16 protein-coding genes and 1 pseudogene are annotated in these 15,973 nt (G+C 63.8%); 5 read left to right on the top strand and 12 right to left on the bottom strand.

Features of this window, described 5'->3' with window-relative positions; genetic code table 11:
* Nucleotides 1-785: 785 nt before the first annotated feature.
* Nucleotides 786-1,685: a Tim44 domain-containing protein gene (locus QQF40_RS16545; protein ID WP_285461969.1), complete on the bottom strand. Its 900-nt coding sequence runs from the start codon at nt 1,683-1,685 to the stop codon at nt 786-788.
* A gap of 74 nt (nt 1,686-1,759) precedes the next feature.
* Between QQF40_RS16545 and QQF40_RS16540 the strand changes: the two genes are divergently transcribed.
* Complete coding sequence (locus tag QQF40_RS16540; protein WP_285461968.1) at nt 1,760-2,365, top strand: isochorismatase family protein; 606 nt, start codon at nt 1,760-1,762, stop codon at nt 2,363-2,365.
* A gap of 25 nt (nt 2,366-2,390) precedes the next feature.
* On the opposite strand, the gene yaaA is transcribed toward QQF40_RS16540, so the two are convergent.
* The 3 genes from yaaA to QQF40_RS16525 all read right to left on the bottom strand — a co-directional run bounded on the left by yaaA (nt 2,391) and on the right by QQF40_RS16525 (nt 4,852).
* Nucleotides 2,391-3,179, bottom strand: coding sequence for a peroxide stress protein YaaA (gene yaaA, locus QQF40_RS16535; RefSeq protein WP_285461967.1), 789 nt, complete (start codon nt 3,177-3,179; stop codon nt 2,391-2,393).
* A gap of 107 nt (nt 3,180-3,286) precedes the next feature.
* Nucleotides 3,287-3,739 carry a DMT family transporter gene (locus QQF40_RS16530; RefSeq protein WP_175090767.1) on the bottom strand — a complete coding sequence of 151 codons (453 nt, stop codon included), beginning with the start codon at nt 3,737-3,739 and terminating at the stop codon, nt 3,287-3,289.
* Between the two features lie 81 nt (nt 3,740-3,820).
* Nucleotides 3,821-4,852 (bottom strand): NADP(H)-dependent aldo-keto reductase, encoded by a 1,032-nt coding sequence (locus QQF40_RS16525; RefSeq protein ID WP_285461966.1) that lies wholly within the window; start codon nt 4,850-4,852, stop codon nt 3,821-3,823.
* Nucleotides 4,853-5,169: 317 nt separating this feature from the next.
* Here QQF40_RS16525 and QQF40_RS16520 point away from each other — a divergent pair, with 317 nt between their 5' ends.
* Both QQF40_RS16520 and QQF40_RS16515 read left to right on the top strand, forming a co-directional pair.
* Nucleotides 5,170-5,655, top strand: a complete 486-nt coding sequence (locus tag QQF40_RS16520; protein WP_043336560.1) for a tetratricopeptide repeat protein — start codon at nt 5,170-5,172, stop codon at nt 5,653-5,655.
* Between the two features lie 266 nt (nt 5,656-5,921).
* Nucleotides 5,922-6,422 (top strand): 3'-5' exonuclease, encoded by a 501-nt coding sequence (locus QQF40_RS16515; RefSeq protein WP_043336558.1) that lies wholly within the window; start codon nt 5,922-5,924, stop codon nt 6,420-6,422.
* A 207-nt stretch (nt 6,423-6,629) separates the two neighbouring features.
* Here QQF40_RS16515 and QQF40_RS16510 read toward each other — a convergent pair whose 3' ends face one another.
* The gene (locus tag QQF40_RS16510; protein ID WP_043336555.1) at nt 6,630-7,598 is read right to left on the bottom strand and encodes an NAD(P)H-quinone oxidoreductase; all 969 of its coding nucleotides are present in this window, start codon (nt 7,596-7,598) and stop codon (nt 6,630-6,632) included.
* Nucleotides 7,599-7,810: 212 nt separating this feature from the next.
* Here QQF40_RS16510 and olsF point away from each other — a divergent pair, with 212 nt between their 5' ends.
* A complete protein-coding gene (gene olsF, locus QQF40_RS16505) occupies nt 7,811-9,592 on the top strand; it encodes a bifunctional ornithine lipid synthase OlsF (protein ID WP_285461965.1) in 1,782 nt (593 codons plus the stop codon).
* Nucleotides 9,593-9,715: 123 nt separating this feature from the next.
* On the opposite strand, the gene QQF40_RS16500 is transcribed toward olsF, so the two are convergent.
* A complete protein-coding gene (locus tag QQF40_RS16500; RefSeq protein ID WP_175090764.1) occupies nt 9,716-10,258 on the bottom strand; it encodes an LOG family protein in 543 nt (180 codons plus the stop codon).
* 318 nt (nt 10,259-10,576) lie between these two features.
* On the opposite strand from QQF40_RS16500, the gene QQF40_RS16495 reads away from it, so the two are divergent.
* Nucleotides 10,577-11,917, top strand: coding sequence for a sodium-dependent transporter (locus tag QQF40_RS16495; protein WP_175090763.1), 1,341 nt, complete (start codon nt 10,577-10,579; stop codon nt 11,915-11,917).
* A gap of 97 nt (nt 11,918-12,014) precedes the next feature.
* Here the strand turns inward: QQF40_RS16495 and QQF40_RS16490 are convergent, their stop codons facing one another.
* The 6 genes and pseudogenes from QQF40_RS16490 to QQF40_RS16465 form a co-directional block, all read right to left on the bottom strand.
* Nucleotides 12,015-12,542: a DUF501 domain-containing protein gene (locus QQF40_RS16490; protein WP_175090762.1), complete on the bottom strand. Its 528-nt coding sequence runs from the start codon at nt 12,540-12,542 to the stop codon at nt 12,015-12,017.
* On the bottom strand, nt 12,520-12,849 hold the full coding sequence (locus tag QQF40_RS16485; protein WP_176678116.1) for a hypothetical protein: 330 nt from the start codon (nt 12,847-12,849) through the stop codon (nt 12,520-12,522). Before QQF40_RS16485 ends, QQF40_RS16490 begins: the two co-directional genes overlap by 23 nt.
* A 66-nt stretch (nt 12,850-12,915) precedes the next feature.
* On the bottom strand, nt 12,916-13,395 hold the full coding sequence (ybaK, locus tag QQF40_RS16480; protein WP_175090760.1) for a Cys-tRNA(Pro) deacylase: 480 nt from the start codon (nt 13,393-13,395) through the stop codon (nt 12,916-12,918).
* Between the two features lie 95 nt (nt 13,396-13,490).
* A pseudogene (locus tag QQF40_RS16475) lies at nt 13,491-13,880 on the bottom strand (acyl-CoA thioesterase); the annotation flags it as partial.
* A gap of 46 nt (nt 13,881-13,926) precedes the next feature.
* Nucleotides 13,927-14,748 (bottom strand): hypothetical protein, encoded by an 822-nt coding sequence (locus tag QQF40_RS16470; protein ID WP_285461964.1) that lies wholly within the window; start codon nt 14,746-14,748, stop codon nt 13,927-13,929.
* The gene (locus tag QQF40_RS16465) at nt 14,745-15,767 is read right to left on the bottom strand and encodes a zinc-binding dehydrogenase (protein WP_217485973.1); all 1,023 of its coding nucleotides are present in this window, start codon (nt 15,765-15,767) and stop codon (nt 14,745-14,747) included. The genes QQF40_RS16470 and QQF40_RS16465 overlap by 4 nt, the downstream gene beginning before the upstream one ends.
* Between the last annotated feature and the right edge of the window lie 206 nt (nt 15,768-15,973).

The following is a 15,973-nucleotide window of genomic DNA, read 5'->3' as shown; positions in this document are numbered from 1 at the left end:
GAGTAGGTCATCGTCAGGCACTTATACTGAACCGCCCCTGTAGCCTTGCTGCAGGGGCGGTTCTCTTTGTGCTCAGGAAAAGTGGCGCGCAGGAAGCCCATGGATGGCCACCTCATGAGAAGCCCGTACCAGGGGCAGTCATGAAAAGCTTCTCAGGTACTTGTCCCACACCGACCCTGCCGCCTTGCTGCAGGGGCGGTTCAGTATGTGACAGAGCGTAGAAGCGCAACCAGTCCTGCTGATGAAGGGAAGCGCGCAGGGATCCGCCTGTGGACAACCGGAACATGGGAGTGGCACCTGAATTACCCACAAGGGCTTGTCGAGCATGAAGAGTTTCCAGGGGCAGGCAACTCTTGCTGGAATCCTGGGTACAGCTGGCTGATGGTGGGAGCTGATCAGGCGTCGCGGGTTCTGCACCTCAGTGTTGCGCATGTTTTATGCGATCAGGCTGAACTAAAGCGCTATTGGCGACTCTGAGTATGTGAGTTTCGACGTTCCCTTGCTTAGAAACTTGTCTGTGCTATCCCATCAGCAGACTTTTTGCGATCTGGCGCTCCTGCCTTGCAGTCGAGCAGCCTATCCGCCGGTCACTTCCCCAGTGGCCGGTTTTTTTATGCCTGCCATTCGGGGCGGTGCCTTTGTGGTCTTCGGCGAACTGTTGCGAAGCCTCCGGTGATCTTCTGCAGCGAGACACAAAAAAAGCGGCCGGATGAGTGATCATCCGGCCGCCTTGGCATCTGATGTGGCCCTCACGGAATGAAGGTCATGTCAGTGAGAGGAGCGTCTTAGCTGTTCTGCTCGATGCCCTGGATGTGCCAGTCGGCGCCATCGCGCAGCTCACGGACCAGGTGCCAAGTCTCGTTGAACTCGTTCTGCTCGCCATTTTCATCCAGCACGCCGTGGAACAGGACCGTTGCTTCCGCCTGCTTGCCAATCTCCTGCACGCTGCCCAGTTCAGCAAACAGACGCACGATCTCGGTACGGTTGTTGGCCGGTTGCTGAGCGCGCTCTTCACGCAGCAGATTGTAGAGCTCTGGCGTGACGTACTCCTGAATGCGCGGCAGGTCATTGTTGTCCCAGGCGCGCTGCAGGGTCATGAAGTGTTCCTTAGCACCGCCGAGGAACTGCTCCTTGTCGAACCAGGCCGGTTCGCTGATCGGGGCGCCGCCTGTCAGGCCTGCCCCGATACCACCGGCAGGAGCCAGCGACTCGCCTTGCGGTTGATGCGCTTCACGCGCCTGCACATTGCGGGGCTGGTCATCGTGGCGTGTAGAGGTACCACCACCGCTACCTGCCGGCCCGCCGCTCGCCATGGCGGCCTTCTTGCGCGCGCTGAGGAACTTGAAGGCAATGAAGGCGATCACCGCGATGATCAGGAAGTCTGTCATGCGCAGACCATCGAAGGCGCCGCCGAAGAACAGCGATGCCAGCAAACCGCCTGCCAGCAGGCCTGCCATAGGCCCGGCAAACTTGGACAAGCCGCTGGAGGGCTTGGACTTCGCTGCAGTGCTGCTGTTGGTGGCCTTGTTGCTGCCGAACAGTGAGCTGGAGGATTTTCCGCTGTCAGCGGAGCGTGAGTAGCTACCGAAACTCTTGCCGCCGCCGAGGCGCTTGGCCTCTGCGTGTTCGACGCTCAGACCGAAGCCGAGCAAGCCGACCATCAGCATGATGAACAGATGGCGCATGTGGGATCTCCTTGGATGCGCTAGCGTGTAAGTGGAAGCTCCATTCTAGCCTTAGAATCGTCGTGGGAGGACCAATGGACGACGAAAAGTCTCAACATCTGATGGCGAGGCGATCATTGTTGTTGCTGATCGATTTCCAGGCTCGCCTGATGCCGGTTCTGAATGGCGGAACCGAAGCCATCAACAGTGCCATCTGGCTGGGCGGAATCGCCCAGGCGCTGGAAATTCCCGTCTGGCTGACCGAGCATTGCCCCGACAAGCTAGGCGCAAGTGCCCCGATGGCGCACCTGTTGAGCGAACGCACACGCTGCTTCACCAAGCGCAGTTTCAGTGCGCTGGATGCGCAGGACTTTTGCAAGGCATTGGAGCAGAGTGGCTGTGACCAGTTGGTGGTGTGTGGTGCCGAGGCGCATGTCTGTGTGATGCAGACCGTGCTGTCCCTATGCGGCGCAGGCTATCGAGTGGCGTTGGTCGCCGATGGGATCGCCAGTCGCCGCCCGCGGGAGGCGGCGCTGGGAGTGGCCCGCTGCGAGGCCGCGGGCGCCAGTATCGTCAGTGCCGAGATGGTGGCGTATGAATGGCTTGGGTGTGCAGACCACGTCCTGTTCGGCGATATTCATCGCCGTTACTTCAAACCGCGCGCCGCGGAACACCTGACTTTCCCGGGGCTGGGGGGGTGAGGCGTGAAGTGCCTGCCATCACGTATCAGGCGCGTGCCGCGTCGGCCTCACTGCGCGTGAAGACCAGCGTATCGACCTCGGAGGCGGCATTGGAGAAGCGGTAACCGGCTACGTCGAAGTCCTTGAGGTCTTCGGCTGTCTCGATATCGTGCTTGAGCATCCAGGCGCTCATCAGGCCGCGTGCACGCTTGGCGTAGAAGCTGATGATCTTGGACTGGCCATTCTTCTCGTCCTTGAAGACCGGCGTCACGATGCGATGGCGGAACGCCTTGGCATCGATGGCCTTGAAGTATTCATTGGAGGCCAGGTTGACCAGTATCGGTGTGCCACTCTCTTCGACGGCCTGTTCCAGTGCCGGTGTCAGTGTCTTGCGCCAGTAGGCATACAGATCCTTGCCGGCTGGATTGCTCAGACGCGTCCCCATCTCGAGGCGGTATGGCTGGATAAGATCCAGCGGGCGCAGCAGTCCATAGAGGCCGGAGAGAATGCGCAGCTTGTGTTGTGCGCGTTCGAAGTCTTCCTCGCTGAACGTCTCTGCCGCCATGCCCTGATAGACATCCCCCTGGAAGGCCAGTACTGCCTGCTTGGCATTCTCCGGCGTGAAGGGCGGCTGCCATTCCTGGAAGCGAGCGGCATTGAGGCCGGCCAGCTTGTCGGAGAGCTTCATCAGGCTTGCGATGTCCTGCGGCGACTGCTCGCGCAGGATGTCGATCAGTGGTTGAGCCTGCTCGAGAAAATCGGGTTGGCTATGACGGGAGGTCACGGGGGCGCTGTCGAAATCCAGCGATTTGGCGGGCGAAATCACACTCAGCATGTAGACCTCCAGGCAGGGAAAGGTCTCAGTATATCAGGCAGACAAGATGGCCCCGAGTCCGTCAGGACTATCGGGGCCATAGATTGCACTGCGTGACGCCAGAGGCATCAATAGCGGCGGATCAGGAAGACCCCCGCGAACAGCAGCAGGACGCCTGCCACGCGCCCCAGCGAAAGATCATGCTGCGGGAAGGTCGCCCAGCCGAAGTGGTCCAGCACTACCGAGGCCGTCAGCTGCCCCGCCAGGAAGGTGGCCATCATGGTGGCAGCGCCCAGCTTGGGGACCAGTATCACGCTGGCCGCGACGAAGAAGGCACCCAACAGACCGCCGGTCCAGCTCCACCAGGGGGCCGCCTTGAGGGCGCCGACGCCCGGCATGGGCAGGCGCATGGCCAGCACGATGACGACGAGCGCGATCGAGCCGACCACGAAGCTGACCATGGCAGCCATGAGCGAGCTGTGAGTCTGCAGGGCCAGTGTGGAGTTGACGCCAGCTTGAATCGGCATCATGGCACCGGCGGCGACAGCCATGAGGATCATGCTCAATTCAGCGAGATTCATGAGGGGTCCTTGGTCACGAGCAGGCCGGTCATGATGGCCGGCCTGTCGGGGGGTGTGTATCCGCTACGGGTCAGAGGTGATTCAGGGACACGGGTTGGGCGCGGTGTTGTGGATCATCTCGATCTCGGCCAGCACTTCTTCGCTCAGCTCCACCTCGAGGCTTTTGATGTTGCTTTCCAGCTGGGTCATCGTCGTGGCACCGATGATGTTGCTGGTCAGGAACGGACGAGTGTTGACGAAGGCAAGGGCCATCTGGGCCGGATTCAGGCCGTGACGGCGGGCGATGTCCACGTAGCAGGCGATGACGTGCTGAGCCGGCTCGGCGTTGTAGCGCTGGAAACGCTCGAACAGCGTCAGGCGAGCGCCTTGTGGACGGGCACCGTCCAGATACTTGCCGGACAGGGTGCCGAAGGCCAGCGGCGAGTAGGCCAGCAGGCCGACATCTTCACGGTGCGCAAACTCGGCCAGGCCCACTTCGAAGCTGCGGTTGACCAGGTTGTACGGGTTCTGGACGCTGGCCACGCGCGGCAGATTCAGACGCTCGGCCAGGTTCAGGCACTGCATCACGCCCCACGGCGTCTCGTTGGACAGGCCCACGGCGCGGATCTTGCCGGCGGTGACCAGCTCGCCGAGGGCTGACAGGCTTTCCTCCAGCGGCGTCATGTCTTCATCTTCGGTCGGCTGGTAGCCCAGCTTGCCGAAGAAGTTGGTCTTGCGGTCCGGCCAATGCAGCTGATAGAGATCGATGTAATCGGTGCCCAGACGACGCAGGTTGTCGTCACAGGCGGCGATGATCTGCTCACGCGTCAGGCGTGAACCACCGCGCAGGTAATCCATGCCCGGGCCGGTGACCTTGGTGGCGATCTTGACCTGATCACGATTGCCGCGTGCCGCCAGCCAGCTGCCGATGTATTCCTCGGTACGGCCCTGGGTCTCGCCATTCGGGGGCACCGGGTACATCTCGGCGGTATCGATGAAGTCGATGCCAGCGTCGAGCGCGCGGTCCAGCTGCTGGTGGGCATCGGCTTTGCTGTTCTGCTCGCCGAAGGTCATGGTGCCAAGGCATAGCAGACTGACGTCGATGCCAGTACGGCCAAGAGCTCTACGTTGCATGCAGGATTCCCCTATCGGGTAGGTGTCAATGTAGCGGGCAGGACGAGTGCTTCCAGCACGCGCGTGGCGCGTGGTTCGCGCGCGTACTTTATCCCAAGGATGGCGCACATATTAGCAGCGTAACAAAAACCCACAAGGCGGGCTTGAGTCCCCCCGATTGCGCGAGTATGCTTGGCGCCCCGCTGTCAGGGGAGCAGTCTTTCTAGGCCGCCCGCAAGGGCAAACTGACAGTGTTGGCAAGGAGAATAGCGTCGCGGGCTCAGGATCGGGCCAGGACACGGCGTCACCCCTCTTATTCTGTATCAAGGTTACTCGTCATGCCGCAGGCCCCAACCCTGATGACTGGACTGAAATACCGCCTGGCGGAGCGTCTGTTCCACGCCTCCTGGCTGTCCGGCTCTCAGCAGAAGCATCGTCTGACCATGCGTCTGTTCAATCACTGCGCCAACGCCGGTCACACCGGTGCGTTGTCATTGTACGGGCACATGCTGTTCCAGCGCGGCAACTCCGCTCAGGAAAAGGCCAAGGGCGCGCGTTTCGTCATCAAGGCCGCGCAGGCCGGTGACGTGCATGCCCAGTATCAGGCGGCGCGTATCTATGAGTATGGCTGTGCCCAGTATCAGAGCGATCCGGCCAAGGCCGTGACCTGGTACGCGCGTGCGGCCGAGTGCCGCCATGCTCTCGCGGCCCAGCGCCTGGCGCGAGCCTATCGTGAAGGTTCCCTTGGCCTGGCGGTCTGCCCGCACAAGGCCGAGCAGTGGGAAGCCCACGCCCGCACGGGTGGTGAGGCAGACCTGCACTGAGCTGATGTACTGATCGGATGCACCAGCTGCTGTACTGCCCTCGCTGCCACTGACAACGCCCTCTTCGTGAGGGCGTTGTCGTCTCTGGCCTTCCCGGGCGCGTCTCTTGAACGTTATGCCTGCGTGATGGAGCAGATCGACCTGATGTCTGCGTTGACAGCGTCGTGTTCAGGACTCGCCAAGCAGGGGGCAATTCCCGTAACCTGAGGACATTCAACCTCTTCTCGCCCGGGCCCTGTCTGCCTGAGATACCTTGGGAGATTCGTGTGACGCTGCCTATTCTGCTCGATATTGAAGCCTCCGGCTTTGGCCGTGGTAGCTATCCGATCGAGATCGGGCTGGCGCGTGCCGACGGCAGCAGTTGCGCCTTCCTGATACAGCCTCTTGATGAGTGGGTGCATTGGGACCCCAAGGCGGAGCTGTTGCACGGCATCTCACGGGCACGGCTGGCACGCGAAGGGCGGCCAGTGCGCGAGGTGGCGCAGTGGGTCAATGATGAGCTGGGTGAGGCCGGAATCGCCTACAGCGACAGCTGGGGCTACGACAATACCTGGCTCTCGCTGTTGTTCTATCATGCCGGCATGTTGCCGCGCTTCCGTCTCGAGGCGCTCAGACGGCTGCTCGATGAGGAGCAGCTGAATTGCTGGGCGGAGCTCAAGGAAGCGGTGATCGCCGAGGGTGGCATCCAGCGCCATCGCGCCGGAGACGACGCCCGCCTGTTGCAACTTACCTGGCAGAAGGCCCAGTCGATCGGGCGCAGCGAATAAGCCTGCGCGAGGCGCCTCGGGGTCTACGCCTGGCGGCATTAGCGACACTGCAGTCAAGCCGGGTGTTGTCAGGTCAGAAGTTGTCAGGCGGAGCTGCAAGCACGAGATCGTGCCAATAAAGCCAAAAAAGCGGCAGCCCAACGGGTTGCCGCTTTTTTATACTGCCGTTTTTTCATGCTGCGGATGTCATCAGCGCCATGATGAGGCTCAGGCGCCTGTCACCGCCAGCAGCACCTTGCCGGTGCTGGCGTTGTCCTGCACATAGGCATGCGCGGCATCGGCTTCCTGGATCGGCCAGCTCTTGTCGATATGCGGGCGCAGCTCACCCCGCGCCAGGCGTGGCCACACATGCACGTAGAGCGCATCCAGCACCATGCCCTTGCCATCGGGAGAGCGCGAACGCAGGGTCGAGCCGATCAGGCGCTGACGCTTCATCAGCATGCGGCCCAGATCCAGCTCATCCATGCGCCCGCCCATCAGGCCGATCAACACCATGCGGCCGTCCTGCTTCAGCACCTGCTGATTGTCGGCCAGATAACCGCCGCCTACCGGGTCGAGAATCATGTCGGCACCGCCCCAGTCGTTCACGGCCTCGACGAAGCTGCCATCGTGGCGGTTCCAGCCGGCATCCGCGCCGAGGCGCAGGCAGGTCTCCAGCTTCTCCTGGCTGCCGACGGTCACGAAGCACGGATGCCCGAACAGCCCGCAAAGCTGGATGGCGGTAGTACCGATACCGCTGGCACCTGCGTGCAGCAGTACGCGCTCCTTGTGCTTGAGATTGCCCTCGATGAACAGGTTCAGCCAGGCGGTGGCGAACATCTCCGGCAGGGCGGCGGCGTCTCTCAGGCTATAGCCCTCCGGCACTGGCAACACCTGCAGGGCATTGACGACCACCTCCTCGGCATAGCCGCCACCGGACAGCAGCGCACAGACCGGATCACCGACCTTGAAGCGCTCGACGTGGCGGCCAACCTCACGAATGGTGCCGCTGACTTCCAGTCCCAGAATCTGACTGGCGCCTTCGGGGGGCGGATATTGGCCGGCACGCTGCATCAGATCGGCGCGATTGACGCCGGCCCAGGCTACTTCGATACGCACCTCATCCGAGGCAATCCCGTGCGGGGCCTCGGTTTCCTGCCAGACCAGTGATTCATTCTCGACGGCTATCGCAAACATTCGCTCTCTCCTTGGCGTGGCAGTCGCGCTGCCTGTTCGTACGCGGATGATCTCTGTGCCGAGGCGCATCGGCCGCGGTCCACGTGGGCGACTGTCATCTCACTGTACGGGGACTGTGACGCATCTGTCATGAAGTGGCGCGAACCTGACGTGATATCAAGCCCCATGATCCAGACATCGCGCTCCGCACTCCGTGCGGCCAAGGAGAGAGCATGATCGATACTGCCCGCGTCATCGCTGCCAAGTATCCTGCCTTTGCCAAACGTCACCCGCTGATCCGACGGCCAGCTCTGGCCATGCTGCGACGCCTGGTGCATGAGGGGGAGATCAATGCCTTCCTCGGCGAGAACTCGGACCAGCGCGGCTTTGATTTCATTGACCGCGTGCTCGATCACTTTTCCTTCGGCTACTCGGTGTCCTCGCGGGAGCGCGAGAACATTCCGGCCTACGGGCGTGTCGTCATCGTCGCCAATCATCCGCTGGGGTCATTGGATGGACTCGCGTTGCTCAAGCTGGTCGGCGAAGTGCGCCGCGACGTCAAGATCGTCGCCAACGACATCCTGATGAAGGTCGAGCCGCTGGCACCCTTGCTGCTGCCACTGGACAACCTCAGTCGACGTGGCTATCGCAAGAGCAGTGGTCAGATCTGCGATGCGCTGATGAATGAAGAGGCCGTGATCATCTTTCCGGCCGGCGAGGTCTCGCGTGCAGGCCCGACCGGGCCGCGCGACGGCAAGTGGCTGTCGGGTTTCCTGCATTTCGCGCGCAAGACCAATGCGCCGGTGCTGCCTATCCACGTCAGCGGTCGCAACTCGACGCTTTTTTATACGCTGTCGTCGATCAACCGCAGTTTCGGTACGCCCCTGCTGGCCCACGAGATGTTTCGCCAGCGCGAGCGTCAGCTCAAGCTGCGCATTGGCGAGCTGATCCCGCTGGAGCGCCTCGACAGTGATGCCCTCAATACCAATGCCAAGACGCGCCTGCTGCGCAAGCACTTGTATCGCATCGGGCGCGGCAAGCGCGGCCTGTTCGTGACCGAGAAGGCCATCGGCCATCCGGAGGAGCGCCAGGCGCTGCGTGAGGAACTGACGCCCTGTGAACTGCTGGGCGAGACCCGCGATGGCAAGAAGATCTATCTGTTCGACGCCTTCCCCGGTTCCAGCGTGATGCGCGAGATCGGCCGGTTGCGCGAGATCAGTTTCCGCCGGGTCGGCGAGGGCACCGGCGAGCGGCGCGATATCGATCGCTATGACGCCCACTACCGGCATCTGGTGCTATGGGATGACGCGGATCTCGAGATCGCCGGCGCCTACCGCATCGGTGAGGTACGCAAGATCATGGCGGCACATGGCGAGAAGGGACTCTACAGTCCGACTCTGTTCCGCTTCGCGCCAGAGATGTTCGAGCGCATGCAGGACGGTCTGGAGCTGGGGCGCAGCTTCGTGCAGCCGCGTTACTGGGGGCGGCGCAGCCTCGATTACCTGTGGCAGGGGCTGGGCGCCTATCTGCGCTGTCATCCCGAGATTCGCTGGCTGTTCGGCCCGGTCACGCTCTCCAACAGCTATCCGGAGGCCGCCAGGGCGTTGATCGTCAGCTACTACCGTCATTATTACGGGGATGATGAGGGGCTGGCACGCGCGCGGGCACCGGTCGCCCAGAGTGTGCCGGGCAGCGCCGCCCATGAGGCGGAGCGTCTGTTCGATGGTCAGGGCGCTGAGGGGGATTTTCGGCGTCTGCGCGCCCAGCTGGATGCGATGGGCGTGACGGTGCCGACGCTCTACAAGCAGTACGCCGAGGTCACCGAACCTGGCGGCACCCGCTTCCTCGACTTCAGTGTCGACGCCGATTTCGGTTACTGCATCGACGGCCTGGTGATGGTCGATGTCGAGCAGGTCACCGCCAGCAAGCGGGCGCGTTATATCGGCAGCCCCGTTCAGCAACAGGCCGCCTCGGACGATACCGTTGAGGTTGTTGGCGAGGCGGTGCTGAGCTGAGGCGCACTGCTGAAAGAGCGCGCTGAACTGAGGCGGCCGCTCGCATCGTCACTCCCCATGGCGGCGGCGTACGCGCTTGATGGGGAGTGACACGACAGCCTGTCAGGCCTTACGTCTCATGCCTCACGTCTCGGGCGCCAGACGCTCCAGCAGGGGCGCGATCTCGCGCTCGCTGATCAGGCGTGCACGAGTGTCCGCATCGAGGAAGCCCGCCTCGACGGTGCGGTCCAGAAACTCGAGCAGGGGCGCGAAGAAGCCGTCACTGTCGAGGACAGCGATCGGCTTGGCGTGAAAGCGCAGATACTGCCAGGTCCAGGTCTCGAACAATTCCTCCAGGGTGCCAATCCCGCCGGGCAGGGTCACGAAGGCATCTGCCAATGCGGCCATCTGCGCCTTGCGCTCATGCATGTCCGCCACCTCGATCAGGCGCGTCAGACCGGTATGCGCCTTCTCGTTACGGACCAGCACCTGCGGGATCACGCCGATCACCTCACCGCCTGCTGCCAGCGCGGCATCTGCCAATGCCCCCATCAGTCCGGCGCGCGCACCTCCGTAGACCAGTCCCCAGCCGCGTTCGGCGATGGCCGTGCCCAGAGCCTCGGCCAGTTGACGGTGCTGCGGGGAGACGCCCTCGCGGGAGCCCAGATAGACACAGATGCGATGCATGTTGCTCTCCTGAATGTTTCTCGGCGGCGCTCACTGCTGGCTGCCGTGCCTTGATGTCATGTCCTTCCTATCCTACGCGAGTTGTGCGGCGACGCTATGACGCCCATGAGGAACTCGACATTGCCCCGTGGCCAATGCGGGCCGCGTGCTGACTTTCGGCGTTGTCGCCTGCATTCGCGGGCCTGCTCTGCTACCCTTGCCGCCCCCGCAGGCGACGGCTGGCGGGCGCTGGCGCCCCGTGAGCTTGCACCGGGATGCACCCCAACTCATCGCGACGTCGTCTTCGACGGACGCGGAACAACAAGGCAGGAGAGGCAGATGGCGCAGGTGCGCGGACGCTTTGCCAGTCGGCTGGGCTTCTTGATGGCCGCCGCTGGTTCGGCAGTAGGACTTGGCAACGTGTGGGGCTTCCCGTCCCAGACGGCCAACAACGGAGGCGGAGCCTTCGTGGTGATGTATCTGGTGCTGGCCTTCCTGCTGGCATGGCCGGCCTTGATGGCTGAGCTTGTCATCGGCCGCCATGGTCAGGCCAACATCGTCACCAGCATGAGTCTCGGTCGAGGCATCACCAAGCGCTTCGGCGCGCTGGCGGGCTGGACGGGCATGCTGACCGCCAGCCTGATTCTGGCCTTCTATGCCATCGTCGCGGGCTGGCTGCTGGGCTATACCGCCGCGCCGGTCAGCGAGGCGCTGGGCATGAGCTCCGCCGCCAGCTGGCTGACCACCTTCGACTTCACGCGCAATGTCTCGCTGACGGCAGTCTTCCTCGCGTTGACGATGGCGATCGTGGTCGGTGGTGTGCGCGGCGGGATCGAGAAGTGGTCCACGCGTCTGATGCCGCTGTTGCTGATGCTGCTGGTCGGGTTGATCGGCTACGTACTGACCCTACCGGGTGCCGATGAAGGCCTGAGTGTCTACCTGACGCCGCAGTGGGACCGCATCTTCGATGCCGACCTGATGCTGAGCGCGATGGGCCAGGCGTTCTTCTCGCTGTCGCTCGGCGTGGGCGCGATGCTGATCTACGGCTCCTATCTGGGGCCGGAGCAGCACCTGCCGCGTCTGGGCGTGCTGGTGACGCTGATCGATGTCGGCATCGCCTTCCTCGCCGGTCTGCTGGTGATTCCGGCCATGTATGCCGCGCGTCATCTGGGGGTCGAGATCTTCGATGCCGACGGCCTGCTCAAGAGCTCGGATACTCTGCTGTTCGACACGCTGCCGGCGCTGTTCGGCCAGATGGGCGGCGCAGGTGACGTCCTGATGGTGGCATTCTTCGCGCTGATGAGCGTGGCGGGCATCACCTCTTCCATCTCGATGCTGGAAGTGCCGGTATCCTTCGTGGTCGAGCGTGGCTGGCTGGGTCGGCGTGCCGCCACTCTGGCCGTCGGTGCCGCCATCATGGCCATCAGCCTGACCATCGCCGCCAACTTCGGGGCACTGTTCGGCCTGGTGATCATGTTGACCACCCAGTACAGCCAGCCGCTGGTCGCGCTGGTGATGTGCCTGCTGGTCGGCTGGGCGATGTCGCGCCATGCGTTGCTCAAGGAGATCCAGAGCGGGGCGCCGGACATCGAGTCCAGCCTGTTCTGGAAGATCTGGCCGTGGTACGTGCGCCTGATCTGCCCGCTGTGCATCGCGCTGGTCTTCGCGCACTCGCTGTAGACCTGACGCTCGTCCCGACGCAAGAAGCCCGCCAATTGGCGGGCTTCTTCGTCTTCTGCATTCAAGCCGACGGCATCGGGGCGAGCGTCGCCAGAGCTCAGGGCAGCTCGGACAGCACGTCGTAATGGGCATCGACCCAGTGACCGATGGCGTTGCCCTCGGCGTAGGCGAGATGCTGGGCGTACTGGGTGTGCAGGCAGCGCACCTGATTCCAGTCACGGATGCCGCCGACGCCACGTTCACGCATCAGTTCAGTGAAGCCCTGGGACTCGATGGCGTTGCGCTCGGCTTCGCTCATGAAGCTCCAGCGTTCGGCGACGTAGGCCTCATGGCTGGCACGGTAGCGCGCCAGCAGTTCCTCGTCGGTCTTGAGGCGTTCTTCCAGCCCCTTGATGACGCCTTCGGCCTCGATGCGTGACAGTGAGATCTTGAGGCGTTCATCGCACAGCCAATAGAGGGTCGGGAAGGGCTTGCCGTCCACCAGCGAATGCATGCGCAGCACCAGCGGGGTGCCCTCGCCATCGGTGGCGGCCACGGCCTGGATGCCGCGCGGCTTGCGCCCGAGCTGGCGCTCGATGATCTCGAGCTCCCGCGCGTCGGGACTATGATTGGTCAGGATCACCATGCTTGCGGTCAGGCTCCAGCACACACTTGTTGGACCGGGATACGGCCCGGAAGAAAGCCTGGTTGAGCTGCTGGGGGCTCGGCACATAGCCATGCCATTCACGCTCGCAGTAGTCACTGCCGCGCGCCATCAGCTCCGGGGCCAGACGATTGAACCAGCCATCATAATCGTAGGGGTCAAGGCCCGGCAAGCTGATGTGCGGGTAGTCGGCGAAGCGCTCACTGAACCATTGCTCCAGCGCCGCTTCGACCTGCGCATGCAGCTCGGTCATGTCCGGATAGATCCACTTGCTGTAGCGAATGCCCATCGGGCCTCCTCGCTGACGCGGTGCTGTGGTGGCGGGGTTCGTCATGGTGTGCCACGCCCGTGGCCATCAGTCGTCACGAGCCAGCGGGGCGAACTGGCCATTGCCCAGCTCACACAGTAACGCGGGGGCGAGCGCTATCTCCAGTCCACGACGGCCGCCGCTGATGAAGATTTCCGCCTGTGTCGCGGCGCTGTCATCGACCCACAGTGGCAGGCGCTTCTTCTGCCCCAGCGGACTGATGCCGCCGACCACATAGCCGGTGGCACGTTCGGCGGCATCATGCGCTGCCAGCGCCGCCTTGCGTGCCCCGCAGGCGCGTGCCAGTGCCTTGAGGTCGAGCGTACCGCTGACCGGCACCACGGCGACCACCAGCGGCTGACGTGCATTGCCGCCTTCCAGCTGGCAGACGAGTGTCTTGAAGACCTGGGTGGGATCAAGCCCCAGCGTGCGGGCGGCCTCTTCCCCGTAGGCGGAAGCGCGCGGGTCGTGGGCATATTCGAGTGTGCGGTGCGGCTTGCCCTTTAGCAGCTTGAGCGCGGGTGTCATGCCGGCACGCTCCCCTCGGAGGTGGCGCTGTGCGTCCCGAGAGCCCGGGCGGCCTCGCGCAGGGCCGGGACATCCAGTTCGGCGCTGTCGGTGTGCTCGTGCACATGGCTGACCAGGGTCGCGCGCAGCTCGCCCTCGATGGGCAAGGATTGCTTGGCATGATGATCGAACTGCACCAGCACGCAGTGGCCGCGCGCGCCGCAGACGCCGCTTTGCCACGCCTCCTGGGTCACGGTGAAGGAACTGCCGCCGAGGCGCGACAGCCAGGTGCGAATCTCCACCGGCTGGCCGTATTGCAGCTCGGCAAGGAAGTCGACCTCGATGCGCGCCATGATCAGCGGCCACTTGCGCGGATCGAGGTCCGGCACGAAGACGCGGAACAGGTCATTGCGCGCCCACTCGAACCAGGCCGGCAGGCGCGTGTTGTTGATGTGCCCGAGGGCATCGGTGTCGAAGAAGGCCGGTTCCAGTGTCTTGAAGTACATGCGTCGCTCCTGGGCATCCATGCGGCATTTCAGCCTATCAGGAAGCTCAGGCGCTGGCTGTACGTCGTGAGGCTAGTCGACGTTGCAACGGCGTGAACACGCCCAGCCACGCCGTCGCCACGATGAAACCGAGCAGGGTGCCCAGGCCGACCCCCATGCCGGGGTAGCTGAGCGAGACCACCAGCGCATAGCACAATAGCGAGCCGAGGCCGGCCGGGTAGTGCTTGATGACGGTCGCGACGGCTACCGGCCCCTGGGTGAGATGCAGAATCACCAGCAGCGGGTACATGGTGACCGGGAAGGCTGCCACCAGGCCTGCCCAGGAGGGCGGCAGCAGGTGGGCCAGCGCGGTGATGCCGAACACGATGCCGGCGACCAGTCCGGCGCGCGCCAGCAGCGAGACCCAGGAGAAGGGTGACTTGCGCGCCGTGCTTTCCGGTACGCCGCGATAGAGGCGCATGCACAGCACGATGGCGATCAGCGTCACGATCACGCCGCTGACGCGTGTGAACTCGAACTGCGCCAGTGCCAGACTGGCGATCAGCCAGCCCAGCAGGCCGCCCAGGGTGCCGTTGATGACGCCGCGCAGCCCTTGGGCACGCCCGCATAGCCAGTAACCGACCCCCAGCGCCAGCGTCGAGGAGAAGCCGGCCAGGGTATAGACGGCGCTCTGGCCGGCAAACTCGGGGGAAATCTCCACGCCGATGAAGCCCAGCGTGATGGCCGTACCCAGCGGGTAGCCGGACAGCAGCCCGGCCATGCGCGTCGAGAGGCGCTCCGCGATCAGTGACAGCCCGATCACCACCGCCACCGAGATCAGCAGCTTGAGCAGTTGCAGGCCCAGCTCACCCTGAAGTGCTGCGCTCATTGGGCGGCGTCCCAGAACTGACGACGCACCAGCGAGATCTTGCCCACTGCCTTGCCGGAGGCCTGATGACGATGAGCCTCGGCGACCTCGCTGAAGTCGAACTGATGCTCATCGAGGCGCACCTTGAATTCGCCTTCCTCGACCAGCTCTACCAGCTTGCCCAGCGCCTGGCGCTGCTGTTCATGTCCGATGCCAGCGGTCAGCGGCAGCAGGATCGACAGCACTTCCAGGCTGCGGCTGCCGGCGTGCAGCGGCGAGAGATCCACCGTGGTGCGCGCGTTGATGGTCACGATGCGCCCGCCCAGCTTGCTGGCGGCGAAGCTGGCGGCCAGGTTGTCGCCGCCGACGCAATCGAAGACCAGGTCGAAGCCCTCGCCTCCCGTCAACCGGGCCACGTAATCGGCCACGGCTTCCTCGCGGTAGCGGATGACGTGGTCCGCGCCGCAGTCGCGTGCTGCCCGGGCCTTGTCATCGCTGGACACCGTGGTCGCGACTTCCGCGCCGATGCAACGGGCGATCTGCAATGCCACATGGCCGACGCCACCGGCGCCGCCGTGGATCAGCACGCGTTGTCCCGCTTCCAGCCGGCCACGCTCCACCAGTGCCTGCCAGGCGGTGATGAACACTGCCGGCAACGCGGCGGCTTCCATGAAGCTCAGGCGGCGCGGCTTGCGGGTGATCAGGCGTTCATCGGCGAGCATGTATTCCGCCAGCGCACCCGGATGAGCGGCGACACCGCCGGCAAAGCCGAGCACCTCGTCGCCGGGCGAGAAGGCCAGCACGTCATCGCCGACGGCATCGATCACACCGGCCACGTCGCCGTGCAGCACGCAGGGCGCTGGCGGCAGGAGAGGCACCTGACCGCTGGCCAGCTTGAGATCCAGTGGATTGACGCTGGAGGCAGCGACACGAATGCGCACCTGGCCGGGGCCGGGAGTGGGCAGCGGGCATTCGGTCGCCACGAAGTCGGCATCCGGGCCGGGATTGCGCAGCACCATGGCATGCATGGAAGCGAGCATGAGACGTCCTCGTTGATACGGGTTCCGGCCAGTGTGGCCAGTGAGCGCCACACCCTACCCATTGCGCTGCGTTGCGGCAATCCGACTTGGGTGGTTTCAGCCATCCAATGCACGGAATTGCATGATCGACAACGAAAAAGCCCCTGCCGATGGGCAGGGGCCTGGGGTGATGCGGCGGCTGACGGTGTGTCAGGCCTGCCTGGGCG

The sequence above is a fragment of the Cobetia sp. LC6 genome, from assembly GCF_030264805.1.
GTDB lineage: Bacteria > Pseudomonadota > Gammaproteobacteria > Pseudomonadales > Halomonadaceae > Cobetia.
Note: the sequence above shows the minus strand (reverse complement) of the source record. Positions and strands in the feature narration are given on the sequence as shown.